The 23,496-nt window shown below is 54.8% G+C and carries 27 protein-coding genes; 15 read left to right on the top strand and 12 right to left on the bottom strand.

Features of this window, described 5'->3' with window-relative positions:
* Both INT32_RS20760 and INT32_RS20755 read right to left on the bottom strand, forming a co-directional pair.
* Positions 1 to 343 (bottom strand): ureidoglycolate lyase (locus tag INT32_RS20760; RefSeq protein ID WP_193090595.1); only part of this gene is annotated, 343 nt, incomplete at its 3' end.
* 14 nt (positions 344 to 357) lie between these two features.
* Entirely contained in the window at positions 358 to 1,629 is a 1,272-nt protein-coding gene (locus INT32_RS20755) for a C4-dicarboxylate transporter DctA (RefSeq protein WP_193090594.1), read from the bottom strand.
* 152 nt (positions 1,630 to 1,781) lie between these two features.
* On the opposite strand from INT32_RS20755, the gene INT32_RS20750 reads away from it, so the two are divergent.
* Together INT32_RS20750 and INT32_RS20745 are read left to right on the top strand one after the other, a co-directional pair.
* Positions 1,782 to 2,480 (top strand): GntR family transcriptional regulator, encoded by a 699-nt coding sequence (locus INT32_RS20750; protein WP_193090593.1) that lies wholly within the window; start codon positions 1,782 to 1,784, stop codon positions 2,478 to 2,480.
* Between the two features lie 135 nt (positions 2,481 to 2,615).
* Positions 2,616 to 3,275 (top strand): NAD(P)-binding oxidoreductase, encoded by a 660-nt coding sequence (locus INT32_RS20745; protein WP_193090592.1) that lies wholly within the window; start codon positions 2,616 to 2,618, stop codon positions 3,273 to 3,275.
* Positions 3,276 to 3,290: 15 nt separating this feature from the next.
* Here INT32_RS20745 and nadB read toward each other — a convergent pair whose 3' ends face one another.
* Positions 3,291 to 4,973, bottom strand: a complete 1,683-nt coding sequence (nadB, locus tag INT32_RS20740; protein ID WP_226817325.1) for an L-aspartate oxidase — start codon at positions 4,971 to 4,973, stop codon at positions 3,291 to 3,293.
* Positions 4,970 to 6,142 carry a quinolinate synthase NadA gene (gene nadA, locus INT32_RS20735; RefSeq protein ID WP_193090591.1) on the bottom strand — a complete coding sequence of 391 codons (1,173 nt, stop codon included), beginning with the start codon at positions 6,140 to 6,142 and terminating at the stop codon, positions 4,970 to 4,972. The genes nadB and nadA overlap by 4 nt, the downstream gene beginning before the upstream one ends.
* A gap of 156 nt (positions 6,143 to 6,298) precedes the next feature.
* Here nadA and INT32_RS20730 point away from each other — a divergent pair, with 156 nt between their 5' ends.
* The 5 genes from INT32_RS20730 (at position 6,299) to INT32_RS20710 (ending at position 10,905) form a co-directional block, all read left to right on the top strand.
* Positions 6,299 to 7,240 carry a hypothetical protein gene (locus INT32_RS20730; protein ID WP_193090590.1) on the top strand — a complete coding sequence of 314 codons (942 nt, stop codon included), beginning with the start codon at positions 6,299 to 6,301 and terminating at the stop codon, positions 7,238 to 7,240.
* A 102-nt stretch (positions 7,241 to 7,342) separates the two neighbouring features.
* Positions 7,343 to 8,200 carry a carboxylating nicotinate-nucleotide diphosphorylase gene (gene nadC, locus INT32_RS20725; protein ID WP_193090589.1) on the top strand — a complete coding sequence of 286 codons (858 nt, stop codon included), beginning with the start codon at positions 7,343 to 7,345 and terminating at the stop codon, positions 8,198 to 8,200.
* 282 nt (positions 8,201 to 8,482) lie between these two features.
* Complete coding sequence (locus INT32_RS20720) at positions 8,483 to 9,151, top strand: ankyrin repeat domain-containing protein (protein ID WP_193090588.1); 669 nt, start codon at positions 8,483 to 8,485, stop codon at positions 9,149 to 9,151.
* Positions 9,152 to 9,170: 19 nt separating this feature from the next.
* Positions 9,171 to 9,644 (top strand): nucleoside deaminase, encoded by a 474-nt coding sequence (locus tag INT32_RS20715; RefSeq protein WP_193090587.1) that lies wholly within the window; start codon positions 9,171 to 9,173, stop codon positions 9,642 to 9,644.
* Positions 9,645 to 9,648: 4 nt separating this feature from the next.
* Positions 9,649 to 10,905 (top strand): cyanate transporter, encoded by a 1,257-nt coding sequence (locus INT32_RS20710; protein ID WP_193090586.1) that lies wholly within the window; start codon positions 9,649 to 9,651, stop codon positions 10,903 to 10,905.
* Between the two features lie 4 nt (positions 10,906 to 10,909).
* Here the strand turns inward: INT32_RS20710 and INT32_RS20705 are convergent, their stop codons facing one another.
* From INT32_RS20705 to INT32_RS20680, 6 genes are all read right to left on the bottom strand, one after another.
* Entirely contained in the window at positions 10,910 to 11,896 is a 987-nt protein-coding gene (locus tag INT32_RS20705; protein ID WP_193090585.1) for an MBL fold metallo-hydrolase, read from the bottom strand.
* Between the two features lie 112 nt (positions 11,897 to 12,008).
* Positions 12,009 to 12,932: a LysR family transcriptional regulator gene (locus tag INT32_RS20700; protein ID WP_193090584.1), complete on the bottom strand. Its 924-nt coding sequence runs from the start codon at positions 12,930 to 12,932 to the stop codon at positions 12,009 to 12,011.
* Positions 12,933 to 13,092: 160 nt separating this feature from the next.
* Positions 13,093 to 13,725 carry a c-type cytochrome gene (locus INT32_RS20695; RefSeq protein ID WP_226817324.1) on the bottom strand — a complete coding sequence of 211 codons (633 nt, stop codon included), beginning with the start codon at positions 13,723 to 13,725 and terminating at the stop codon, positions 13,093 to 13,095.
* Positions 13,712 to 15,031, bottom strand: coding sequence for a sulfite dehydrogenase (soxC, locus tag INT32_RS20690; protein WP_193090583.1), 1,320 nt, complete (start codon positions 15,029 to 15,031; stop codon positions 13,712 to 13,714). Before soxC ends, INT32_RS20695 begins: the two co-directional genes overlap by 14 nt.
* 299 nt (positions 15,032 to 15,330) lie before the next feature.
* A complete protein-coding gene (locus tag INT32_RS20685) occupies positions 15,331 to 16,218 on the bottom strand; it encodes a LysR substrate-binding domain-containing protein (protein WP_193090582.1) in 888 nt (295 codons plus the stop codon).
* A 27-nt stretch (positions 16,219 to 16,245) separates the two neighbouring features.
* The gene (locus tag INT32_RS20680) at positions 16,246 to 16,995 is read right to left on the bottom strand and encodes an aspartate/glutamate racemase family protein (RefSeq protein WP_193090581.1); all 750 of its coding nucleotides are present in this window, start codon (positions 16,993 to 16,995) and stop codon (positions 16,246 to 16,248) included.
* Between the two features lie 114 nt (positions 16,996 to 17,109).
* Here INT32_RS20680 and INT32_RS20675 point away from each other — a divergent pair, with 114 nt between their 5' ends.
* The 4 genes from INT32_RS20675 (at position 17,110) to INT32_RS20660 (ending at position 19,331) form a co-directional block, all read left to right on the top strand.
* Positions 17,110 to 17,655 (top strand): AAA family ATPase, encoded by a 546-nt coding sequence (locus INT32_RS20675; protein ID WP_226817323.1) that lies wholly within the window; start codon positions 17,110 to 17,112, stop codon positions 17,653 to 17,655.
* A 194-nt stretch (positions 17,656 to 17,849) separates the two neighbouring features.
* A complete protein-coding gene (locus INT32_RS20670; protein WP_193090580.1) occupies positions 17,850 to 18,242 on the top strand; it encodes a lysozyme inhibitor LprI family protein in 393 nt (130 codons plus the stop codon).
* A 115-nt stretch (positions 18,243 to 18,357) separates the two neighbouring features.
* On the top strand, positions 18,358 to 18,837 hold the full coding sequence (locus tag INT32_RS20665) for a GNAT family N-acetyltransferase (protein ID WP_304519144.1): 480 nt from the start codon (positions 18,358 to 18,360) through the stop codon (positions 18,835 to 18,837).
* A 335-nt stretch (positions 18,838 to 19,172) separates the two neighbouring features.
* Complete coding sequence (locus INT32_RS20660; RefSeq protein ID WP_193090579.1) at positions 19,173 to 19,331, top strand: DUF1328 family protein; 159 nt, start codon at positions 19,173 to 19,175, stop codon at positions 19,329 to 19,331.
* Positions 19,332 to 19,750: 419 nt separating this feature from the next.
* On the opposite strand, the gene INT32_RS20655 is transcribed toward INT32_RS20660, so the two are convergent.
* Entirely contained in the window at positions 19,751 to 19,957 is a 207-nt protein-coding gene (locus INT32_RS20655; RefSeq protein ID WP_193090578.1) for a CsbD family protein, read from the bottom strand.
* Positions 19,958 to 20,293: 336 nt separating this feature from the next.
* On the opposite strand from INT32_RS20655, the gene INT32_RS20650 reads away from it, so the two are divergent.
* Positions 20,294 to 20,476: a DUF3008 family protein gene (locus tag INT32_RS20650; protein ID WP_193090577.1), complete on the top strand. Its 183-nt coding sequence runs from the start codon at positions 20,294 to 20,296 to the stop codon at positions 20,474 to 20,476.
* Between the two features lie 51 nt (positions 20,477 to 20,527).
* On the opposite strand, the gene INT32_RS20645 is transcribed toward INT32_RS20650, so the two are convergent.
* The gene (locus tag INT32_RS20645; RefSeq protein ID WP_226817322.1) at positions 20,528 to 21,028 is read right to left on the bottom strand and encodes a CinA family protein; all 501 of its coding nucleotides are present in this window, start codon (positions 21,026 to 21,028) and stop codon (positions 20,528 to 20,530) included.
* A gap of 396 nt (positions 21,029 to 21,424) precedes the next feature.
* Between INT32_RS20645 and INT32_RS20640 the strand changes: the two genes are divergently transcribed.
* The 3 genes from INT32_RS20640 to INT32_RS20630 all read left to right on the top strand — a co-directional run bounded on the left by INT32_RS20640 (position 21,425) and on the right by INT32_RS20630 (position 23,377).
* Positions 21,425 to 22,000, top strand: coding sequence for a cytochrome b (locus INT32_RS20640; protein ID WP_226817321.1), 576 nt, complete (start codon positions 21,425 to 21,427; stop codon positions 21,998 to 22,000).
* A 374-nt stretch (positions 22,001 to 22,374) separates the two neighbouring features.
* The gene (locus INT32_RS20635) at positions 22,375 to 22,587 is read left to right on the top strand and encodes a DUF2945 domain-containing protein (protein ID WP_193090575.1); all 213 of its coding nucleotides are present in this window, start codon (positions 22,375 to 22,377) and stop codon (positions 22,585 to 22,587) included.
* A 244-nt stretch (positions 22,588 to 22,831) separates the two neighbouring features.
* Positions 22,832 to 23,377, top strand: a complete 546-nt coding sequence (locus tag INT32_RS20630; RefSeq protein WP_226817320.1) for a uracil-DNA glycosylase family protein — start codon at positions 22,832 to 22,834, stop codon at positions 23,375 to 23,377.
* Positions 23,378 to 23,496: the final 119 nt, after the last annotated feature.

The following is a 23,496-nucleotide window of genomic DNA, read 5'->3' as shown; positions in this document are numbered from 1 at the left end:
GACACAGGAAGACGCGCAATTGGTCAATAGTAGGGGCAGAGCCGGCAGGAGCAACCGCGACCAGATAGGGGCGCGACGACAGCGGCATAAAGGCTTGGGATGCCAGCGGATGACGCTCCATCATGCAGACTTCGAAGGGCAGGGTGCGTGGCAGGCCACGGAAAATCGACACAATCGCCTTGCCCTGCGGGCCCGGCTCAATATGGGCCAGATCGTGATAACGCTCGGTGTTGCCCTCGTTGATCGTAAAGTGCTGCGCCGCCTCGCTGGCCTCGATGACCTGGCCAAAGGGTGCGAAGGCGCTGCGTGTCAGCGGCTCTATTGTCAAACTCCTGAGTGTCATGCTTGTCGCTACCTTTAATCCTCGTTTGTTCCAGTCTGGCCATTGAGCGTATTATGTGCTTGTTGTCGGTCAATATCGCCTTCCCAGGCACCGATAACGATCGTACCGACACAGTTGCCGATCAGGTTGGTCAGGGCGCGGGCGATGCCCATGAACCAGTCAACCGACAGCACCAATACCAGTCCGATAGCAGGAATCGCGGGAATGGCGCTCAGGGTCGCTGCCAGTATCACGATGGCCGAGCCGGGTACGCCGTGCGCGCCTTTGGATGTCAGCATTGAAATTGCCAGGATCGTAATCAAATCGGTAAATGACAAGGCCGTATTGGTCGCCTGCGCGATGAAAACCGCAGCCAGGGTCAGATAAATGGAAAATCCATCGAGATTGAACGAGTAGCCGGTAGGAATCACCAATCCTACAGTGGAGCTTTTTACGCCCATGCGCTCCAATTTATGCATGACCTGGGGCAACACGGCGTCTGACGATGCGGTACCCAGCACCACCAGCAATTCTTCGCGCAAATAGGCAAGCAGTTTGAAAATATTGAAACCGGCAAGTCGTAGAATCAGGCCCAGGATGACCACCACAAATATCGTGCAGGTGACATAGAACAGGACCACCAGCATGCTCAACTGGCCCAGCGTTCCGACGCCATATTTGCCGACGGTAAACGCGACTGCACCCAATACACCCAGCGGCGCCAGGCGCACGATAAAGCCGATGATTTTGAAAAACACATGGGATAACTGGTTCACCAGCGCCGCCACCGGCCGCCCGCGTTCCCCCATCACGGCCACCGCCGCCCCGAACAGAATGGCAATGAGCAGCACCTGCAGGATATCACCGGAGGCAAATGCATCGGTAAAGGTTTTGGGAATCACCCGCATCAGAAAGCTGACCGTATCTGTTGCGTGCTCAGCCTGGGTCGCATAGGGCGCCAGCGCGTCGGCGTCCAGTGAGGATGTGTCCACGTTCATGCCATGGCCGGGCTCGAACAAATAGGCCAGGCCAATGCCCAGCGCCAGGGCAAAGGTTGTGACGATCTCAAAGTACAGCAGGGCCTTGGCGCCTACCCGGCCAACTTTCTTCAGGTCGCTGCTGCCGCAGATACCGTGCACCACCACGCAAAATACCAAAGGCGCAATAATCATTTTGATCAGCTTGATAAAGCCGTCGCCCAGCGGTTTGAGCTGCTCGCCAAAGTGTGGCCAGAACACGCCGATAATCGCGCCCAGAATCAACGCCACAACCACTTGGCAAAAGAGACTTCGATAAATAATACGCATTTTAGATCCACTCCCCGGGAGCACCGTTGAGTGCACCAGCCTGTTGGTTACCTGTGAAATGTCGTCTGAAATGTCAGATAACATTTCAACTATAATTAGAATGACTTAAAATGCGATAGTCGTGAAAACCCTTAAAAGGCCTCTCTCTTACCATGCGAACTCCCACACGCTCTTCGGACCAGTCTTTGGCGGAACAGGCTTTTGATGCCTTTCGGGATTTGCTCGCTTGTGGTCAGATACGCTCGGGCCAGATGATTTCGATATCAGAACTGGTTGAGGTGACCGGCCTGCCGCTGGCCCCCGTGCGGGAAGCGGTAAAGCGAGCCGCTGCGGCTGGACTGGTTTCGATTTTGCCCAAGCGCGGCGTGCTGGTCCTTGAAGCCACCGCAGAGGCGCTGCATGCCGGTTTTCACCTGCGTTATCTGTTTGACCAGGAAGGCGCCCGTCTGTTGGCGCAGCAGGCGCCGGACCGTGAGCTGGCTCACTTGCGCCAGGAACATGAGCGCGTGCTGGAACAGGCTTCAGAAGGCGCCATATCGGCTCAATTACAGTTGAAAGCGATGGAGGTAGATTGGTCACTGCATGCCTGGCTCACCGGAGCGTTGAATAATCCGGTTGCGCTGGCGGTCTATGACGAAAATCGTTATCGCCTGAGTGTCATGCAGCACTCGCGCCGCCCCTTGCCTGAAAGAATCATTCCGGCCATGACCGAACATTTGCAGATCATTGATCACATCCAGGCCGGCGCGCCGGAACAGGCCGTGCAAGCGGTCAGAACCCATTTGCAAAAAACCCTGCGCTGGTGGGGTATCGTTGACAATAACGGCCAGGTGTTCAAAACGGCCAGATAAGCGCAGGCAAGCGTGGACCGCATGTGGTAGCGGTGGCGCGTCCATGTCTGCGTGGCCACGTTACCCGTGTTGGGACTGGCTGGCACAGCGTACACCGTCGTTGCTTGACCTGAGTGGCGCATACAAGGAGAGAATATGACAAATGTTTTTATTGTTGGCGGTTCGGGAAAAGTGGCTCGGCATCTTGCCCGGCAGTTGAGCACGCGCGGGCATACGCCCCATTCACTGCATCGGGATGCCCTGCAGACAGAGGAACTCAAAGCCCTGGGCGCGACTCCCGTCTACGGAGATCTGCTCCAATTGGAAACAGCGGAGCTGGCCCGACTCATGGCAGGCAGCGATGCGGTGGTGTTCTCGGCAGGGGCAGGCGGCAAGGGCGGAGCCCAGATGACCAACGCCATTGATGGGGATGGGCTGGCGCTGGCCGTAGCGGCAGCCATGGCAGCCGGAATCCGGCGCTTTGTCCTGGTGTCGGCGTTCCCGGAGGCCGGTCGCGGCAAGGCAATGTCCGAGACCTTTGAAAATTACATGGCAGTGAAAAAGCGCGCCGACGTGCATCTGGCAGCGACGGATCTGGACTGGGTCATTCTGCGGCCCGGCACATTGCTGGATACTCCCGGTACCGGCAACGTACGCGCGGGTCTGGCCATTCCCTATGGCGGCATACCGCGTGCCGACGTCGCGGCGGCCCTGGTCGAAATCATTGAACATCCTGAAGTAAACCGGATCATTATTGAGCTGACTCAGGGCGACACGCCGGTGGCCCAAGCCGTGCAGCAATTGGCGTGCGCCTGACTGACGACGATTGGCTTAGCCGGGCTCACTTTCGGCAGGCACCGGCATTGGCTGCACTGGCCGACCGATCACACTGGGGTCGGGTTCGGCCAGCATCCGGGGAAAATCGGCAAGTGCATGAAGGCCCCGGCTTTCCTTGCGCTGGGCTGCACATGCCGCGATCAGCCAGGCACAGTCCAGACGATTGCGCAAATCCAGTTGCGTTGGTGTCCAGGCCTGCGGTGTTTGTGCCAATAGTCTGCGCCACCGTCCTAACTGGTCAAGTGCCTGGCCAATGCCCGACGCTGTTCGCATGATGCCCATGTTTTTCCCCATGAGCTGCCGGATAACGGCTGCATCAGGTATCACAGACTCATCAGCCAATGCAGACACATCAGGGTCGTCATTGACCGCTTGCTGACCGTTGTCGGCAAGCGACGCTGTTGAGCCGGCAGGTTGCGTACGGCCCACTTGACTGCATTGCTCAATAATGGCTCGTGCGCAATTTCGCCCGATCACAATGCATTCAAGCAGCGAATTGCTGGCCAGCCGATTGGCGCCGTGCAGGCCGGTATCGGCAACTTCGCCTACAGCATACAGACCGTCAACATTGGTGCGTCCGCTCAAATCGGTAACAATGCCACCGCAGGAGTAATGTGCTGCCGGCGCAACCGGAATAGCTTGGCGGGTGATGTCCAGCCCCACGTCCAGGCAAGTCTGGTAAATCATGGGGAAGTGTTCGCGAATAAAGCCGGCCGGACGGTGGGAAATATCCAGCCATACAGGTTGCCCTTGTTGCCTGGTTATTTCAGTGTGGATGGCCCGCGCTACAATATCGCGCGGTGCCAGTTCGGCGCGCGAATCATAATCAGGCATGAAACGGCGTTTGGCGGCGTTCACAAGCACACCGCCCTCGCCCCGGACTGCTTCTGAGATCAAAAAGGAGGCAGCGTTCGGCAATGCCAGGGCAGTGGGGTGAAACTGTATGAATTCCATATTGGCAATCCGGCAACCCGCCCGCCAGGCGATGGCCTGGCCGTCACCGGTGGCGGTGGGTGGGTTGGTGGTATAGGGGAACAGCTGTCCCAGTCCGCCCGTGGCCAGGACAGTGTGGCGGGCGGTCAGGGTTAACGTTTTACCCGAGGCCATATCCACGGCATCAATTCCCTGGCAGGCAGTTCGATTTGCATGCCCATACGAGAGTAACTCACGCGTATTTAATTCATGCGTAATTAATGCATCGACGCACACGGTGTGCTCAAACACGTCCACGTTGGGCCGCTGTCGCAGTTGTGTCTGCAACACCGAGGTGATCGCTGATCCAGTGCTGTCTGCTGCATGAACGATACGGCGATGACTGTGGCCGGCCTCGCGCGTCAGATGTAATTGATCCGGGCCAGCAAGGGTAAATTGGACTCCATGGCGTCTTAACCAGTCGATCGCCGCCGGCGCGGCTTGCACAATGTGGCTGACACTTGTCATATCGCACAGGCCGGCGCCGGCAACCAGCGTATCGCGAATGTGGTTGTCGGTATGATCTTCGGCGTCCAGCACCGCCGCTATCCCGCCCTGGGCCTTGCTGCTGGCGGTGGTCTCCAGCGACAATTTGCTGACAATGGCAATCCGCATATTACAAGGCAGGGTTAGTGCAACCGACAGGCCGGCCAGACCGCCACCGACAATCAACACATCATAGTCGTGCGCTGTGGCATTCATCATGCAGGTCCGATCTGGGAAAATAAATGAACATCGCGGCTTAGGTCGCCGCTGGCCCGGATGTTCTTTTTGTAGGCAGCAGCAAAATCGAGCATGCGGCCGATGGGTTTGTGCGCCCGATAGCCCAACTGTGGATCTAGCACGATTTGTCCGCTATGCGTTTGCAGGCAGTTGGCCACGCCGGCAAGCCCATTCATTGCCATCCACGGGCAAAAGGCACAGCTCTTGCAGGTGGCGCTCTCGCCTGCCGTGGGGGCTGCAATGAAAGTTTTCTCAGGCGCCTGTTTTTGCATTTCATGCACGATGCCCTGGTCGGTTGCCACGATAAAGCTTGTCGCCGGCAATTCGGTAACGGCCTGGATCAGCCGGCTGGTGGACCCGACCACATCTGCCAGGGCGACCACCGAGGTCGGCGATTCGGGGTGCACCAGCACACGTGCTTGCGGATTGGCTTTTTTCAGGTCAGCCAGTTCTTCGGCCTTGAATTCATTGTGCACCAGGCAAGAACCCTGCCATAGCAGCATGTCCGCGCCGGTTTGCTGCTGTATGTACTGACCCAGATGGCGGTCGGGACCCCACAGAATTTTTTCACCCCTCTGGTGCAGGTAGGTAACGATTTCCAGGGCGATCGAAGAGGTCACAACCCAATCGGCCCTGGCCTTGACCTGCGCGCTGGTATTGGCATACACCACCACCGTCCGTCCCGGGTTGGCATCACAGAAAGCCGCAAAAGCATCGGGCGGGCAGCCCAGATCCAGCGAGCAATTGGCATCCAGATCAGGCATTAACACCTGCTTTTCGGGGCTCAGGATCTTGGCGGTCTCGCCCATGAATCTGACGCCGGCCACAACCAATGTAGTGGCCGGATGATCCCGACCGAAGCGGGCCATTTCCAGCGAGTCCCCGACGCAACCGCCGGTCTGTAGCGCCAGGTCCTGTAGTTCACCATCAACGTAGTAGTGAGCAACCAGGGTTGCCTGCTGTTTTGCCAGAAGATCAACAATCAACTGCCGATAGGTGTCCCGGTCCTTTTTGTCGAGCGGCTCGGGCACGCTGGCCCAGGCCTGCTTTACCTGACAGGCCGAGCCCATGCCCGCGTCAGATATCGGCCGGTCCAGCGTCGGAAAATCAATGTCAAACGTCTTGCGTACAGAGTTGGAGTTCGATGTCATGTGCCTGTATCCCGTGCCATTTTCGAAAATATATTATGCTCTAATTGAGTATAAATCGTAAAGCACTTTTTATTTCCCAGGCGTAAGCGTTGTGGTGCAAATGCCATCAGGGCCGTTCTGATAGAATCCATACATCTTTGAGGGATATGTACAGGTATGGCTTCAGGTTTTTCCGTGTCGAGCACTGCAGAAGGCGCTACCGAGGTTGTCGCGGTATTGATCGCGATTACCAATCTGAACGCGAGGGTGCTGACCGTGGAAAACGGCAATATCCTGCCCTATGGGCCGCTATCGCCCGTGCATAGCTCGTTGCAGGCTGGTGTGCGCCAATGGGTCAAAAACCAGACCATGCAACCCATGGGTTACGTCGAGCAGCTCTATACCTTTGTCGACACGCTACGTACCCGCGCTTCAGGGCAGCCCCTGCTGTATGTCAGTTACCTGGGGCTGGTCAAGGAAGCCGATGAGCGCCAATTGGAAGCCAACGCCAGCTGGCAGGACTGGTATCGTTACTTTCCCTGGGAAGACCATCGCGAGGGCAGGCCGGAATGGATCGCTCGCGTGTTTTACCCTTATCTGAGAAAATGGGTCGCCTTTGCAGAGGATGACGCGATTCGCCAGAGCCGGCAGCGACGCGTGGATCTGTGCTGGGGTCAGGGAGAACATGCCTGGATCGAGGACAATACCCTGTACCGCTATGAATTGCTCTACGAAGTGGGCCTCATTCCGGAATCACCGCTGTTTGATGGGGCAATCCCTGAAACCATGACGGGCAAGCCCATGCAGCACAACCATCGCCGGGTGCTGGCCATGGCCATGTCAAGGTTGCGGGCGAAAATCAGATACCGCCCGGTCATTTCCGAATTGATGGCCGCTGAATTTACGCTGCTGCAATTGCAGAAAAGTATCGAAAGCCTGGCCGGTGTAGAGCTGCACAAGCAGAATTTCCGCCGCCTGATGCAGCACCAGGACTTGCTCGAGGCGACCGGACAAAGCACGGTCCAGGAACGGGGGCGCCCGGCACAGCTGTATCGGTTCAAGGATACGGTTTTGCTCGAGAGCTTGCTCGCGGGCAGCAAACTGCCTGTCAATAAATAAACTTTCCAATAAGCCATTGTCGGTTTTTTATAGCTGTTATATACTCAAATTGAGTATATAACAGCTCCTAGGGGGCGATTTTTTAACAGGACCTGCGTGCTTATGAATCCGGCTGCTCACGAATTACCCGACGTTGTTTTATTACCATTTGTGCAGGCAGCGCTGGCAGAAGATATGGGGCGAAAAGGCGATATTACGTCCCAGGCGACCATCCCTGCTGGCAAGCAGGGGCGCCTGCATCTGGTGTCGCGCCGCCCGGGCGTGATCGCCGGAATGGCGCTGGCCCGGCTGGCCTTTGCGCAAATTGATCCAGCCATCAAAGTAGATATTGTCCGGCAGGATGGAGCGCATGTTGAGGCAGGCCAGTTACTGGCGACGGTTTCAGGGGATATCCGGTCCATGCTTGCCGCTGAGCGTACGGCGCTCAATTTCCTGACGCACCTGAGCGGTATCGCCACGCAGACCGCAGATATTGTCAAACTGGTAGCCGATACGAACGCACGCATTACCTGCACCCGCAAGACAATTCCGGGCTTGCGGGTACTGCAGAAATACGCAGTTCGCGTCGGGGGCGGCTGGAATCACCGGATGGCGCTGGATGACGCCATGCTGATCAAAGACAACCACATTGCGCTGGCCGGTGATCTGCGTACAGCCATTGCCCAGGCCCATGCGCATGCAGGACACTTGACGCCCGTTGAGCTTGAGGTCGATACCCTGGAACAGCTGGCGGTTGCCCTGGAAGAAGGCGTCAGGCTTGTGTTGCTGGACAATATGGATTGCGATACCTTGCGCCGGGCCGTGGCAATGTGCCAGGGCAAGGCGCAAACGGAAGCGTCCGGCGGCATTACGCCAGAAACGGTGCAAGCCGTGGCGCAAACTGGTGTTGACTATATCGCGATCGGATATCTGACGCACAGCACCAAAGCGCTGGATATCGGCCTTGATTTTCAGGTATGAATGCAATGGCGATGTGGCGGTCACCACACAGGCGTAGTCACGCTCTTGTCACGTTACGCCGTCAATAACACGGCAGTCAGGCGGCAAGCAAGTGGCAATGAACGGAGGTTAGACTTAAGCACCCGACAGCGCTGCTTTTTTTCGCAATAGGTTCGGTGCCGATACGGACACAACTCGCACAAGGTGCTTAAATTCAGTGTTTGTGCAGCCCATCGTCCTGTACGCGATTATTAAGCGCCAGGCGCCGATCCCAATCCTTATTGCAATGATTTTGGAGGTCACATGACCAGATCGATTGTTGTGGCAGTGTTCGCAGCCGTGCTACTGGCCTGCACGCCTATCTTCTCGGGAGCAGTCATGCAAGCATATCCGTTGCATAGTGCAGCAGGCAATGACGACGTTGCTGCCATCACGCAACTTTTATCCGGCGGGGCAGAAACAGACGCACGCGATAGCTCTGGCGCGACCGCGCTGCTTGTTGCCACCAGGGCGAACAAGGTGCGCGCTGCGCAAACGCTTATCGCGGCAGGCGCCGATGTCAACGCAAAAGACAATATCAGTGACAGCGCCTATTTGTATGCCGGCGCCAGAGGGCATTTGGAGATTCTCAAGCTCACGCTGGCTCACGGCGCCGATCTGGCGAGTACCAATCGATATGGGGGAACGGCACTGATTCCTGCTGCCGAACGCGGCCATGTCCAAACCGTCAGAACGCTGATTGAAGCCGGGGTCGATGTTGACCACGTTAACAATCTGGGATGGACCGCATTGCTGGAGGCAATTATTCTTGGCTCAGGCGGTGAGCAGCACCAGCAGATCGTGGACGCCCTGCTGAAGGCGCAAGCCAATCCCAATCTGGCTGATCGTGAAGGCGTTAGCCCACTTGCGCACGCGCGTTCACATGGCTATCGCGAAATAGAAAATAGGCTGCGCGCCGCTGGCGGGCGTTGACAATCGAAAGGTCACATCAATGCAAGACAATACAAATTTTCTCCAGCAGGCGATCGCGCTTGCCTATACCAACGCAGAAAAGGGTGGTCGCCCATTTGGGGCGTTGGTCGTTCGCAACGGCCAGGTGATCGCCCAGGCGGTCAACGAAATCATGACGACCAACGATCCTACCGCACACGCAGAGTTGCTGGCCATCAGGGCGGCCAGTCAGCATCTGGGTTTAGCCAGTCTGGCAGGGTGCAGCGTTTTTGCCAGCGGTCACCCGTGTCCCATGTGCATGGGGGCAATGAGGCTGGCGGGAATCAAAGACGTTACATACGCCTATAGCAATGAAGACGGTGCGCCCTATGGTCTGTCTACAGCAGAAATATATGCCGACCTGGCCAAGCCGTTTGCCGAACAGTCCATGACCATTCGGCATGTGCCAACCCGGCTTGCTGCCAGGCCCGATCTGTACGCCCATTGGAAACATCAGGAACAAAAAGGGGCTTGAATCCATGATGTGGGGCCAATCGACGCTTGTGCGAGCCATGCTTGTCGCAACTGTTGCGCTTATAGGGTTCAATCTGCGACCCTTCATGACAAGTATCGGACCTCTTGCCGGCAATATTCAGGAGCATACGGGGCTGGGCCTGCAAGGCATGGCCCTGCTTACGCTGGTGCCGATGTTGCTGATGGGCGGTGTGGCGTTTATCGGGCCGGCCCTGCAAAGTACTTTTGGTGCGCGCCGTTCTGTCATTGGCGCATTGCTGGTGATCTGTGGCGGTTGCGCTTTGCGTCTGCTGAGCATAAGCGGATGGAGTCTTGTTGCGACCGCAGCGTTGATCGGTTTGGGTGTTGCTGTCATACAGGCGATTTTTCCGGGGATCATCAAGCGTGAGTTTGCCCGTCATGTCGGTCCCATGATGGGACTTTATTCGGCAATGCTCATGGGCGGTGGAGCACTGGGCGCACTCACCGCGCCTGCCGTATCTTCGAGCACAGGACTATGGGCCGTTGGCCTGGCCTGGTTCGCATTGCCGGCTGCTGTGGCGCTCATGCTGGCATGGTCCTTTCTGCCGATTGATGCCGGCATGAGCAAGGCGGAAGGCGCTGCCCGGCTGTTGCTGGCCCGACCTCGTACATGGCTTTTGATGCTCTGCTTCGGACTGATGAATGGTGGCTATACATCTGTAGTGGCCTGGCTGGCGCCGGCTTATCAGGAGCGTGGCTGGAGTGCCGGGGCCAGTGGCGGCTTGCTGGCAGTGCTGGCGGTGAGCCAGGCGCTGTCGGCACTAACGCTGCCACTGTTTGCAAGGAACTCACTGGATCGCCGGCCCTGGCTGTGGCTCACACTTGTGATGCAGGGTATCGGTTTTGCTGGTTTGGCGTTAGCGCCGGGCTACGCAGCGCTTGTCTGGGTGATTGTGCTGGGGTGCGGTCTGGGTGGCTGCTTTGCCTTACTGATGATCGTAGCGCTGGACCATCTGCCCGATCCCGCACAGGCCGGGGCGCTCTCGGCCCTCATGCAAGGCGGCGGTTTTCTGATCGCCGCGGCGCCGGCATGGCTTGTTGCGGTACTGCACGAGGCGACGGGTAGTTACAAGGCCGGATGGATGGGACATCTGGCAACCGTGCTTGTTGTCACCATCCTGGTCTTGCGTTTTTGTCCCCGGCGTTATGCACGTGCCATGCGTGCGCCTGTCGCCAGGCGCGCGCAACAGGAGAGGTTGCTACCGGCCGCTACCGTGATGCCAACCCACGATATGCGCTGAATCATCAATCGCTTGCGCGGTTGCGATATTCGACCGGATGCCAGCTGAAATGGGTCTTCGCCTCGGAGCGGACATGGCCGATCCCGGGAAATGGCAAGTGGGGTGCAGCGATCAGCTGGCGCTTGTCGGCGAAATCGGAAAACGCATTTTTTCTTACCGATATTGCGTCTTCTGGCTTCAGGTCATAAACAATGGCGATGTCAGGTTCGGGAAATTGCAGAGACGCAACATGGACAATGTCTCCAACGAAAACAATGGATTGGTCTTGGCTGTTGACGGTAAAGAACGCGCTGCCTGGCGTGTGTCCCGGGTGAATGGACGCTTTTACGCCAGGCATTACGGTTTGCCCGTCATCAAAAGTTTTAACTTTTCCCAGTTTTTCATATACGCCTATTGTCTTGATCGCTTCTGCGAAATACTTATCATCATAGCCGGTTTTCTTGGCATTGCCGGCATCCAGGAAAAAGGCCAGATCTGGCGCACCGACATGGACGGTGGCATTTGCAAACGCCGGCTTGCCGTTTATCACCAGGCCGCCGGTGTGGTCAGTATGAATATGCGTAATAAGCACGTCGGTCACTTGTTCGGGTTTGACTCCCACGCTGGCCAGGCTATCATAAAGTTTGCCGCCGAAGCCGGGCCCAAAAAGCTCTCCGGAGCCGGTATCGACCAGAATAATACGTTCGCCATCGCGAATCACAAATGCATTGATGGATGCTTCTACCGGGTTCGCAAGGAAAGCCTTGTCCAGCAAATTGTCGATATGAGAATGCGATGGACCAATCAGTAATTGATAAAGATCCTGCGGTACGGTGCCGTCAGATATAGCGGTAATGGTCATGTTACCAAGCGGCATAGAATAGGAATCGGCCACTTGCGTATAAGTAGCGGTCTTGGCAACGGGCGCGGTTTGGGCAGAGGCGGCGGGCAAGGCAATCACACTTGCGATGGCCAGCGCACCTGAAAAAAGAAGGGGAGTAATACGTGACATTTCGTTGATTTTCCATGGTTGGGTGGAGAAATCACATCATGCGCCATTGTCTGGCGCTGCACAAATTGTAAATTTCAATTCGACCTATCGATATGACTGATAGCTTGCAAACTCAATGACCATGCTTCGTCTGCACAGCGTCGAAAACCATCGACCGCAGCCAGCGGTGCGCCGGATCGGCATTCACTGTCGAATGCCAGAACAGCTTCATTGAGAATGTATCCAAGGTCAGTGGCGGGGTAAACAATTCCAGGTGGCTGGTAAACCGCTGTAGAAAACGTTTGGGTAGCGTGCAGATGCAATCTGTCGAATTCAGAATCAGCGGGGCCAGGGCGTAGCTCTGGACCGACACCGTTACGCGGCGTTGCCGACCGAGATCGGCAAGCGCCTCGTCAATCATGCCGTTGAACATGCCGCCGCTGGTCGAAATCAGCAGGTGATCCAGTTCGCAAAACGTATCCAGGGAGAGGGGACCTGTGCCGCGGGGATGGCCGATGCGTTGCGCCGTCAGGAACTCCTCGTTAAAGAGCAGGCGTCCGATCAGGTTTGGCGCCGCATCCTGCGCGGTGCCAATAAACAGATCCACTTCGCCTCGTTCCAGTTGCCCATTCACCTGGTTTTTATCGGGTAATGTAAAGGCGACCCTGACTGCCGGCGCCCGGGCTCCAATCAACGGTAGCAGCGCCGGGGCAAGAATAGCCGCCGGGTTATCCATCGCGGCAATACGAAATGTGCGTTCACTGGTGGCGGGATCGAAAACGTGCGCCGACTGGACAAACTGCGTCAATTGCTGCAACAGGCGTTGCAGTTCCGGCTTGAGTGCCAGGGTATGCGAGGTGGGCGTCATACCGCGTCCAGAAGATGACGGTACGAATAGCGGATCATTGAAAATACGACGCAGCCTGGTCAGGCGCCCCGATAGCGCCGACTGCGTGATGTTCAATCTGGCTGCAGCATGCGTCACATTCTGGTCCTGCAACAGCGCATCCAGCGCGAGCAGCAGATTGATGTCCAGGTCTCCGATCGGCCGGGTCATCGGCGATACCCTATGGCATTGGGGCTGTGGGCGGCAATGCGCGATGATATCCAGGGCAGCAGTACTATTACAATTGTCATCACCTTATGGGTCATGGATTATTCTGCAATATACATGGAAAGCATCGCATTTTGCCTGAAGCTGCCTGATCGCATTGATATTATTGCGATTGTGTTGCTGTCTTGTCGCTGGCGGGTTTGTCGGTGCTGCCGGGGGTTTGTGGAACATCCGGGCGCGGGTCAGGCACAAAGCCATCCCGATTGGGCATCTTGATTGCAGCAAGCGATTTTGCATCCAGGCGCGCGTCTTGCTCCACAAGCCCGTTCAAGTGAAGAAGATAGGCGGTAACGGCATATACCTGTTCGTTATTCAGGCTCTGGGGAGCAGTCAACGGCATGGCGCGTCTGATGTAGTCAAATAAAGTTGGAGCGTACGGCCAGTAGCTGCCCACTGTCTTGACCGGCTTTCCGCTGGCCAGTTTGCCAATGCCGCCCACCAGTTTGTCGCCACTGCCTCCTTCGCCCTTGCTGCCATGACAGGAGGCACATTGCTGGGCGTAAATGGCGCCGCCCTGCGTGACTGTGCCGCTGCCATCTGGCAGATTGCGTCCATCGGCAAACACATTGATGTCCCACGCGACTATTTCTTCAGGCGTGACTGGATGGCCAAAGCCGAATTTCTGTTCTGCATGAGCCGCGCCCGCAGTTGCACCCAGTAGCGCGACGCATGCAAGCAGCGCAACGGCGTGTCTGGCTGCATATGTTCCTGCAAGAGAAGTTTTAAGCGCGTGCATGAGTCACCTTTCCGTCAGATGCGATACGCCAAGGGGTAATCGCGTTGTTGTGATAGGTGCCATTGACGCCGCGCACCTCGATGAGTGATTCCAGCGTAGGCTGTATGTACCCTGTTTCATCGGTGGCCCGGCTTTGTATTACCACGGGTTCGCCGTTCCATTCCCATGGAAAGAGAAAGCGTGTCAACGCCTTGCTCAGGACCGGCGTCTGCAACCTGGCAGGTTGCCAGGTTTTCCCCTCGTCAACCGAGATCTCTACTTTGGTAATGCGTCCTTTGCCGCTCCAGGCAATACCGCGGATTTCATGAAACCCCTTGCCATCGATTTGCTGTCCGCCCGACGGGCTGGTAATGATGGATTTGGCTTCCATCACAAATGTGAATTCGCGGGCCTTGCCGTCGGGCAGGATGTCCGTGTACTTTGACGTTTCTTCGCGCGAATGCACCGGCTGGTCTGCGACCTGCAGACGGCGCAACCACTTGATGCTCATATTGCCTTCATAGCCGGGCACCAACAGTCTTAGCGGATATCCCTGCTCGGGGCGCAGGCGCTCTCCGTTCTGACTGTACACGAGCATGGCATCGTCCAGGCACTTTTCCAGCGGAATGCTGCGCGTCATGCCTGCGCCGTCGGCACCCTCGGCAATCACCCACTTGGCCTCGGGCTTGACGCCGGCCTCGTTCAGAACTGTCTTGAGCGGCACGCCGGTCCATTCGGCGCAACTGACCAGGCCGTTGGCTTCGGCTGCCGTCTTGCCATAGACCGCGTATCCCGGATTGCCGGAGCATTCAAGAAAATAAATCTGAGAGTGCGAGGGAAAGCGCCGGATATCATTCAGAGTGAAAGACAGTGCATTGTCTACCAACCCATGCACGACCAGTCGGTGTTCAGCGGGATTGATATCGGGAATGCCATTGTGGTGGCGTTCGTAGAAGAGCCCGTTAGGCGTAATGATGCCATCGAGTTCCTGTAGTGGCGTGCGGGTCGAGGAAGAAAAATACTGTTTGTCCGTCTTGCGAAGATGGCGAATAACCCCGCTTTCAAATTCGGATGGCTTGCCATAAGGACGACTGCCAACCAGGGCGCCTGGTTGCTTGGTCCACGGTGGGATGGCCAGCGCATTGTCGGCTGCGGCCGCGGCTTCTTTGCCCGCTGTCGCGGATTGGGCGGCTGCGGCACTCAGTCCGGCGCTGCTTGCAAGAACGCCGGTGACTGCAGTAACGCCATTACGCAAAAATTGCCGACGCGTGTGCTGTGCGTCTGCGTCTGTTACCGCCAGAGCTTCTTCAGTCGATTCGTTAGCCATGTAAATGGTCTCCGGTGCGAATGTTGATTGGATCGGTGTGGCTGCAACTAGTATAGGGTTGCGGTATGGTTGCGTCTAGTACTTACAGCTTATAAATTTAGCGGACGCGGTTATGTGTGAAACGGCAAATTGCAAAAGATGGGGGGCGGGTGTTATCGGTAGATTTATGAGTAGAAGTGCCGGTGAACAAGAAGTCCAAATTTGCACAAGCGTAAATGCAATAATGCACGCGGTTTGGCTACTTTATTTTGAGGAATGTTATGTAGTCGCTTCCAAACCCAGGTGGCTGGTCGGACCGCTCATACTATCTTTTCCGAAAGGAAATCAAATACCTGTCTTGCGCTTGGTGACAGGTCTCGAATGCGGCGGGCGCCAATCAGGATTTTGCGCTCCGCCCATTCTTCATCAAGCCTGACCCTTACTGTATCGGGCACTCTGTATAGATCCACACAGCCTTCAGGCAGAATGCCGATGCCCATATTTGCGTTGATGAGCAGGCACATGGCATCATAGCCCGATGTCTCAATATCAATCCTGACATTGGTCGACTCTGCCCGCGCTGCATTAATAAGCTGGTAATTGAGCTGGGTGCCTGCGGTAAGCGTAATGTGGCTATAGTCGAGCGTATCCCTGAAAGAAACCCGATCGCGCTTTGCCAGGGGATGTCCGGCCGGCACCAGAACGATCAGCGTATCCTTGCGAAAATGCGCAACCTCGATATCGTCCTGATAGGGAATTTGAGTGAAGATGCCGATGTCCAGTTTGCCAGCGGCCAGCGCCCTGGTAATGCTAAGGCTGTTTTTCTCTTCCAGGTGCAATTGGATATTGGGATACTTGCCTGTAAAGTCGGCCAGTAACGGAGCCAGAAATTGCGTTATGGCGGTGGGGTTGGCCGCGAGCGTGACGCTGCCGCGCTGCCCTTTGCCAAAGTCGCTAAGCTGGTGTTCTACAGCTTGTACGCTGTTAAGAATCGCGCGTCCTCGGTACAGCAGTTCCAGACCGGCAGGTGTTGGTGTGACACCGCGATTTGTCCGGTTCAGCAGGATCAGGTCCAGCTTGTCTTCCAGTTCTGAAAGGCGGCGGCTAACTGCGGCCGCCGCGATATTTTCCAGTTCTGCTGCGCGACTGATCGTGCCCTCATCAACAACCCGTATAAATAATTTTAATGTGAGCAGATCAATTTTCACGGCACGTTCAGTGGCAGAGCGAACCCGCTAGTTGCCCGACAGCAAGAATCCGGCGTTAGGCACTCGCGTTTCCAGGTTGAGAGTTTTCAGCATCTGATAAACCGTGGCTGCAGCAGCAGACAGCACAGGCTTGCCGATCTTGTCTTCAGCCTTCTGGATGGCAGGCAGCGACGGCATTTGCACGCAGGCCGACAGAATCACCGCATCCACACCCTCTATATCCAGGCGTGTCACGTGTTCCAGCAGATTAGCCGGATCCAGGCGACCGACTTCAAGGTTATCAGATACTTCCAGGCTGATGGAGTCATGAACACTGATTCCTTCAGCTTCAATGTATTCTATCACGCGCTGTGTGAGTGGCTTCATGTAGGGGGTGATAATGGAGACCTTGCCCAGGTTCTTTTCTTTCAGGCTGTCTACCAAGGCACCGGCCGAGCTCAGGATAGGAATGTTGGTGTTGTTCTCCTGAACCGCTTTTTGCAGTCGCGCCTGTGATTGGCGATGATAGCCGTTGCCCTGGGCCATAATGGCCACCAGGCAAGCATAGGCCATGACATCCATGCGGGCATCGCTCAGTTCGATGGCGCAACGGTCGCTGGCCTGATCCATCGCGGTCAATTCCTCTGGCGTGACGCTCATCATACGCATGCGCGCCGAGTGAAACGTAAAGGTTTCGTTAGGGAACAGGTCGCGGCGCGCGTTCAGCATGGCCGGAATTTCCGTTTCCATGGTGGTATTGGAACTGGGCACAATCTGGCCGATTCGGTAGTTTCTCATTTCTGACCCTTTAAAATCGTTGAAAATTGATTGTAATCAGGCATTTAAATTAACCAAATCAACCATTTACTATGGCGCCATCGCATTTTGCGATAGCTGAGGGCACGGGAAGCAATGCATAACACGATCTCTCTTTCCACTCTGGGTCCCAGAATCTGTATTCTGGGACCGTCAAACGCCGGAAAATCTACTCTGGCCACGGCGATTGCCTGCAAATGCAATCTGGAGCCGGTACATCTGGACCAACTTTTTCATGAAGCCAATACCGATTGGGTACCTCGCCCTGCAGCAACGTTTTCAGCGTTGCATGATGCGGCAATCGCGGGCGAGCGCTGGGTGATGGATGGTAATTATTCCAAGTATATGCCGCAGCGTTTCGAGCGGGCGACCGGTATTATATTGCTGAATGTGCATACGACGACCAGCCTGTACCGTTACTTGCGTCGTACACTATTTGAGCGTGAGCGTTATGGAGCCCTGGAAGGTGCTCAGGATAGTCTCAAATGGGAAATGATCCGCCATATTGCAGTTGTCACGCCAGGAAATCACAAACGTTATACAAAACTGCTTGAGCAAACCGCATTGCCTACAGTGTTGCTTTCCTCGGTGCGCGCCATTAAGGACATTTACCGGCAATGGGGACTGCAGATCGGTCGCTGAAACTGATCTGCGGACTAATGCGGTGAATACGCTGGCCATTGGCTCGTTGCTCGCTGCAAGTAACAAGGTATCCGGCCATTGTCCCGACTCATTCGCAGCGTACGCTTGATGTTTCGCAATAGTCTGTCTTGCAGTGGCTGTGGCGATTCGGTTTTCTTTTGCTGTTGATCAATACACACTCTATCGGAGGATTTATGTTCAGAAACGTATTACTGTGTTCAGTGTTTGCCTGCGCTGCTGTATTCGCATTCGCAAGTAACGAGAGTGACGCTGCGACGCAAAGCGATATGAACCAGGCGGCCAGTACCGACTATAAAAAAGCGGATGCGCGCTTGAACAAGGTTTATCGGGAAGTGTTCAATAAGCTTGAGGCCTCCCAAAAAACCGATTTGAAAGCAGCCCAGAACGCCTGGATCCAGTTCCGCGATCTGGACTGCAAATTCCAAAGCTCAGGAGCGCAAGGTGGCTCCATACAGACAATGCTTATCGCTGGCTGCCTGACGGATAAGACGCAAGAGCGGGCCGACGAGCTCAATACGCTGCTTCAATGCAAGGAAGGTGATGTTTCTTGCGTTACTGCGCCTTGATAAACAGTGCTGCCATGAACGATTGATGGGCGGGCAGCAGCCTTGCCCCGTGTTTTAGCCTGCGATTCGAACAAGGAGCGGGCGGTGCGCTTTCGTTTCAGATCGGGAATGACATATGCAAAAATTTTCATTGGAAATGCAATATCGTCGCCTCCTGCCGGGCGACGTCGCGTTGCTGCGGCAATTGAACTTATTGTTTAGCCGGGCATTTGACGATCCGGGCAGCTATGAGAGCAGGCCTGCGACTGATGCCTATCTGATGGATTTTCTGGCAAAGGAGCATGTTTCTGTCTTCGTTGCATTAGACGACGGACGCGTGCTGGGCGGGCTGGTGGCGTACGCGCTGGACAAGTTCGAGATGGCGCGGCGGGAATATTACATATACGATCTTGCTGTCGACGCAGGCCATCGTAGGCAGGGTATAGCCACAGCGATTATCCGGCATTTATGTGAGTTTGCGGCAGATAACGCAGGCTGGGTTGTCTACGTCCAGGCCGACAGGAATGACGATCCGGCCATTGCCTTGTATAACAAACTGGGCGTGCAGGAGCATGTGCTGCATTTTGATATTCCGGTACCGATTCGCAAGAAATAGCAAAGAGAAGGCCAAATAGTTTGGCTGTATTGGTGCAGCGGTCTGAATAATGAGCACCCGGATCATAAGGCGCTGATCGTTAACGTCCAAATCAGGCCGCATGGGCCACGCTTATCAAATAGTCACGCTCTGTACGGCTGCACGAGCGACATTATTTCAGGCGAACCAGCAGTGGTTTTCCAATACCAGACGCCGATTTTCCTTCCGAACATTAAGAATGTTATTAATCTGTAAATTAGGTTTAACGTCGCCTTTGACGGTATTAGGATAATAACTATAGGCTTCTTTTGAACATCGTTCCGACATGACATTTGTCATAAGGATAGGAGGTGCAAATGGTCTGGCATACTGTTTTTTTCTTTGTTCTGACGGTCATATCCGCAATACTGGGTTTTGGAGGGTTTCTGACCTGGGGGGCGCTGGTGGCGCAAATTCTGTTTATCGTATTTCTGGTGCTTACCCTGCTTACCATTTTCATTCGGAAGAAACGCTAAGGCGCACACTAACAAGTGATGGCCCCTGCCCCGCGTCGAACAAGCGGATATTGAAATTGGTGGTGGCAGCGCCTTATGCTACGGTGGTTGCCACGGAACTCACCAGCCGGTCAGAGGCCACTTGAAAGACTGTTTTTTTATGCTGTTCAATAAGCTATGCAGGAAGTCGCGCCAAGGCATGGTGGTCCGGCATGCCGGGTGGTTTATACTGCGGCTATCGGATGGCGTCGCTCAATGTGGTTCCGTGATTGAGGACAGGTTTGGCGCGTTGATCGGATGTGGTGGTGCCGGGCGTGAGCAGGTTTTATTGTCATCCTGCACCGTTACCCGAAAAAATCATCCAGCAAGGTCATCCGCGAATACATCCACAATACTCCCACAAAAGTAAGGCACCCACCAGGGTGCCTTTGACTTGTATCCTATAGCCGATTCTGCTCGGCCCAGAAGTCGTTAACCTCGCGTTCGGTGTCCTCGCGACTACTGCCATATTTCTCCTGTAATATACCGCACATTTTCTGTGCATTACCGTTGACTTGCGCGATGTCGTCATCAGTCAGATCACCCCATTTTTCCTTGATGGAGCCTTTGATCTGTTCCCATTTTCCTTGAGCAATGTCCTGGTTCATTTCTATCTCCTTTCAACGTAAGTGCATTGAGGTGGAACAACTCGGGGGGTGGATTAACCACAATTCATACTAGCAATTAAAACGCTCGCCTGAGCATTTTTGTTACATGTTATTAATAAATATAGGTATATGAAATATATAGATTTTTTGTATTTTGAGCGAGGCAGCCTGCACCATGGCGGACGGATCGCCGACGTTGCGAGGGCAATGCCAGAATTTATTTTTGATGCAAATGCCTGCCTTACGAGTATTTACAAAACGCCGTCGGCGATGTTTGCATCCTTCTGCATCGCAGGCAGATAATGAAGACGCTCACATCGACACGGAGATATCATCATGCCAGCAAAATCCCAAAGCCAGCAACAGGCAGCAGGCGCTGCATTATCGGCCAAAGAGGGCGAAAAAAAAGTGGGTGATCTGAAAGGCCCATCCAAATCAATGTATAAATCCATGTCCAAAAAGGAACTCAAGGAAATGGCCAGCACCAGCCGGTCCGATAAGCCGAAACACAAGCATTAAAGCCAGACTAACGCCAGTTGCGCACGTGCTCGTGGCTGAAGGGCGGGCCCGTTAAGCAGCGTTTCCCAGGGCCTGTGCCGTATAAAAGGGAATGCGGCTTAACGCATACAGTGCGCTGCGCTTGCGGATTTTTCGACTGCTGCCGGTAAATCGTCTGGTTTCCGTGAAGACAATCTCCTGGTTGTTGCCAGCTTGTCTGAACGCCCATGCATAGCATTGCGTTCCTGCCCTGATAGCGGGATCAATGTCATCGACGACACCGGTATTGGACACGGCAACATTGGCCGGGCTTCGGGCCAATGCGCCCACGGCCATTTCCCTGGCCACCTGCTCGCTCGTAAGATTAAATTTCTCGATCGTGTCAGCACTCACGTTCAATAGTTGCTCCTTGGCGGCCACTGTATACGTGACAAATGCGCAATCGAGCAGCCTGCCTGCGTTCGGCGCTTCCGACAGGGTCGAGGCGATCAGCCCTGCTGTGCATGATTCTGCAGTGACAAGGGATAGATCATGATCTGCCATATATCGGGCAACGAATTTTATAGAGAGCATTGGCGATCCAGCGTTGGTAAATAAAAAAACCGAGTGGAGCGGTACTACACCAGTGATGGGATTTTAAACCAGTCTAAAAAATACAGATCAGCGGTTGCAAACCCATACTCCGGTAGCCAATTGAAATATTTGTTGATTGATATCAAAACGACCGTCACATGCATAAGATATAAATACGATAAGATTGAATTTTCAATTAATGATTTCAGCGCTGTCGCCCAATACCAAACGCCGTATCTGTGCGAATTGAAGTGCTGAAGTATTGATCATTGCTGGTGCCTTATGCTGCTTGTCCTGCCGGTAAAAATGCTGCGATAGGTCATGATCCATGATTTTGTCCGTACTGGCAGCCATTGGGCCGCCGGCATACAGCCGTCATAATTTGTTTCAGAGGGGATGTGGGCCTGGATAACAAACAATTTAATTTTTTATGAATGGAGGTATTCATTGTTGCTGTTTGATTCATCAGATAAATATGGTTTGATTTCTCGGGCATTGCACTGGCTCATGGCTTTGGGCTTTGCCTGGATGTTTTTCACTGCGGCGCTGCATTATTTTGCCGATGAAACGCCTATTACTGATGCGTTATGGCCGACGCATTCGGTCATGGGGTTCACCGTGTTCTGTTTGGGCGTCTTCAGAGTAATCTGGGCGGCACTCAATATTTCACGCCGGCCACCGTCGCTGTCCACCGTGTCGGGATTGGGGCACAGCGTATTGTATGCACTCATGCTGGCCATTCCTGCTCTGGCGCTATTGCGCACCTACGGCTCGGATCGCCCATTCTCTTACCTGGGCATTTCGCTGATGGAACCCACCGGCCAAAAGGTCCAATGGATGATTGATCTGGCCGGGCTGCTGCATGGCGAACTTGGCTGGACGCTGCTGGCGCTGGTGCTTGGTCATATTGGCGTGGTCTATGCCCACAGAAAAGCATCTGGTGCGATCGATGTGCTGCCACGCATGCTTTGATCGGGCTACGTTAAGAATCGCCATAGCGCTCTTGTCATGAGACAGATCGCGTAGAGAACAGGTCTGCCAATAGCCAGCATTGCCTTCATACGGCATGTTGGCTTTTTGTGACTGCCCGTTTCGGTGTAACTCCTCTTCGTGCGACACCCATGCGCCATGGGCTCACTGCTCGTGAATCCGTCTGCCAAGGCATTCAGGCGGAGAAGGCTACACAGAGTGCTGTTTGCGGGCTTGACCTCTGACTGTGACTGCACTTCGGTGCTCAATACGTATTTCCGTTAGCGATCAATCCGCAACTCTGTCATGTGCTGCTTGCCACGATCTTGGCAGATCATTAATGACGGGTGTAATATGGAGAAAATGGAGCCGGCAACATGACAGCGAAGTTCAAAAAAGGTGACCATGTCAGCTGGAATAGCGAAGCGGGCAGCGTTTCAGGCAGGATCATCGCTATCCATACCAGCGACTTCGACTACAAGGGACACGTTCATCGTGCCTCTAAGGATGAACCCCAATACGAAATAAAAAGCGACAGGACCGACCACATTGCCGCACATAAGGGCAGTGCGTTGCGGCACATTAAGTGAAAAGCATTCTCTCGGAGCATCCGTGCAGTAGCGGCCTGCTTGACATGGCTCATGTCACTCGGCCACTGTTGCCATTTTTCTTAGACTTGCAGTCACAGACCCAGATACGACTGCATTGCAGATCCAGCGCATTTCAAGTATGAAACAGTCGATAAAAAATAGCGATGATCCTTCGTTCGCAGAGTATATAAATACGATTCGCAGTTGTCGGGTTTGTCACGACCAGCCTCGATTTGGACAGGCCATGGGTCCAGAGCCGCGTCCCATTATCCAGGTGTCTCAGACAGCATCCATCTGTATCGCCAGTCAGGCGCCCGGCACGCGGGTGTATGAAACCGGACGTCCTTTCAATGATGCATCCGGTGTTCGACTCAGGCAATGGATGAGTATATCTGACGAGGAGTTCTATGACGATTCCCGGGTCGCGATTATTCCTATGGGATTCTGTTTTCCAGGACTCAGAGCCGATGGCAGCGATTTGCCGCCACGGCGCGAGTGCAAGGAAATATGGCGCACGCAATTATTTGCCCGCTTGCCTAATCTGAAATTGCTATTAACAATAGGCGGCTATGCACAGCGCTGGCATCTGGGCCCGCAGGTGGCACGCCAGGGAGTCACGGAAACGGTGCGGTCCTGGCGTCAGTACTATCTGGCCGACCCTTCTTTGCGCATTTATCCGCTACCGCATCCGTCCTGGCACAACAATCGATGGCTTAAGCAGAACATATGGTTCGAAGACGAAGTGCTGCCGCAATTGCAACAGGATGTACGCGACTTGATTGCGCAATAGCTGCGCTTTCAGGCAGTTGCCGCAGCAACGAAGATTGTTGCAAAAACTTCGACAGTACACGAGTGTAATCTTGCACAGTCATGCGCAGCCGGCGCCGGTATTGCATGTTTTATAGATTT

This window comes from Advenella sp. FME57 (assembly GCF_014897675.1).
Classification (GTDB): domain Bacteria; phylum Pseudomonadota; class Gammaproteobacteria; order Burkholderiales; family Burkholderiaceae_B; genus Advenella.
Note: the sequence above shows the minus strand (reverse complement) of the source record. Positions and strands in the feature narration are given on the sequence as shown.

Excerpts from the sequence above, each read along its gene's own strand:
- INT32_RS20720 (WP_193090588.1), top strand. The coding sequence starts at position 8,483 with ATGACCAGATCGATTGTTGTGGCAGTGTTCGCAGCCGTGCTACTGGCC.
- INT32_RS20750 (WP_193090593.1), top strand. The coding sequence starts at position 1,782 with ATGCGAACTCCCACACGCTCTTCGGACCAGTCTTTGGCGGAACAGGCT.
- INT32_RS20705 (WP_193090585.1), bottom strand. The coding sequence starts at position 11,896 with ATGTCACGTATTACTCCCCTTCTTTTTTCAGGTGCGCTGGCCATCGCA.
- INT32_RS20680 (WP_193090581.1), bottom strand. The coding sequence starts at position 16,995 with ATGAGAAACTACCGAATCGGCCAGATTGTGCCCAGTTCCAATACCACC.
- INT32_RS20655 (WP_193090578.1), bottom strand. The coding sequence starts at position 19,957 with ATGAACCAGGACATTGCTCAAGGAAAATGGGAACAGATCAAAGGCTCC.
- INT32_RS20745 (WP_193090592.1), top strand. The coding sequence starts at position 2,616 with ATGACAAATGTTTTTATTGTTGGCGGTTCGGGAAAAGTGGCTCGGCAT.
- nadC (WP_193090589.1), top strand. The coding sequence starts at position 7,343 with ATGAATCCGGCTGCTCACGAATTACCCGACGTTGTTTTATTACCATTT.
- nadB (WP_226817325.1), bottom strand. The coding sequence starts at position 4,973 with ATGATGAATGCCACAGCGCACGACTATGATGTGTTGATTGTCGGTGGC.
- INT32_RS20650 (WP_193090577.1), top strand. The coding sequence starts at position 20,294 with ATGCCAGCAAAATCCCAAAGCCAGCAACAGGCAGCAGGCGCTGCATTA.
- INT32_RS20715 (WP_193090587.1), top strand. The coding sequence starts at position 9,171 with ATGCAAGACAATACAAATTTTCTCCAGCAGGCGATCGCGCTTGCCTAT.
- INT32_RS20730 (WP_193090590.1), top strand. The coding sequence starts at position 6,299 with ATGGCTTCAGGTTTTTCCGTGTCGAGCACTGCAGAAGGCGCTACCGAG.
- INT32_RS20675 (WP_226817323.1), top strand. The coding sequence starts at position 17,110 with ATGCATAACACGATCTCTCTTTCCACTCTGGGTCCCAGAATCTGTATT.
- soxC (WP_193090583.1), bottom strand. The coding sequence starts at position 15,031 with ATGGCTAACGAATCGACTGAAGAAGCTCTGGCGGTAACAGACGCAGAC.
- INT32_RS20640 (WP_226817321.1), top strand. The coding sequence starts at position 21,425 with ATGTGGGCCTGGATAACAAACAATTTAATTTTTTATGAATGGAGGTAT.
- INT32_RS20710 (WP_193090586.1), top strand. The coding sequence starts at position 9,649 with ATGATGTGGGGCCAATCGACGCTTGTGCGAGCCATGCTTGTCGCAACT.
- INT32_RS20670 (WP_193090580.1), top strand. The coding sequence starts at position 17,850 with ATGTTCAGAAACGTATTACTGTGTTCAGTGTTTGCCTGCGCTGCTGTA.
- INT32_RS20665 (WP_304519144.1), top strand. The coding sequence starts at position 18,358 with ATGCAAAAATTTTCATTGGAAATGCAATATCGTCGCCTCCTGCCGGGC.
- INT32_RS20660 (WP_193090579.1), top strand. The coding sequence starts at position 19,173 with ATGGTCTGGCATACTGTTTTTTTCTTTGTTCTGACGGTCATATCCGCA.
- nadA (WP_193090591.1), bottom strand. The coding sequence starts at position 6,142 with ATGACATCGAACTCCAACTCTGTACGCAAGACGTTTGACATTGATTTT.
- INT32_RS20645 (WP_226817322.1), bottom strand. The coding sequence starts at position 21,028 with ATGCTCTCTATAAAATTCGTTGCCCGATATATGGCAGATCATGATCTA.
- INT32_RS20635 (WP_193090575.1), top strand. The coding sequence starts at position 22,375 with ATGACAGCGAAGTTCAAAAAAGGTGACCATGTCAGCTGGAATAGCGAA.
- INT32_RS20755 (WP_193090594.1), bottom strand. The coding sequence starts at position 1,629 with ATGCGTATTATTTATCGAAGTCTCTTTTGCCAAGTGGTTGTGGCGTTG.
- INT32_RS20630 (WP_226817320.1), top strand. The coding sequence starts at position 22,832 with ATGGGTCCAGAGCCGCGTCCCATTATCCAGGTGTCTCAGACAGCATCC.
- INT32_RS20695 (WP_226817324.1), bottom strand. The coding sequence starts at position 13,725 with ATGCACGCGCTTAAAACTTCTCTTGCAGGAACATATGCAGCCAGACAC.
- INT32_RS20700 (WP_193090584.1), bottom strand. The coding sequence starts at position 12,932 with ATGACCCGGCCGATCGGAGACCTGGACATCAATCTGCTGCTCGCGCTG.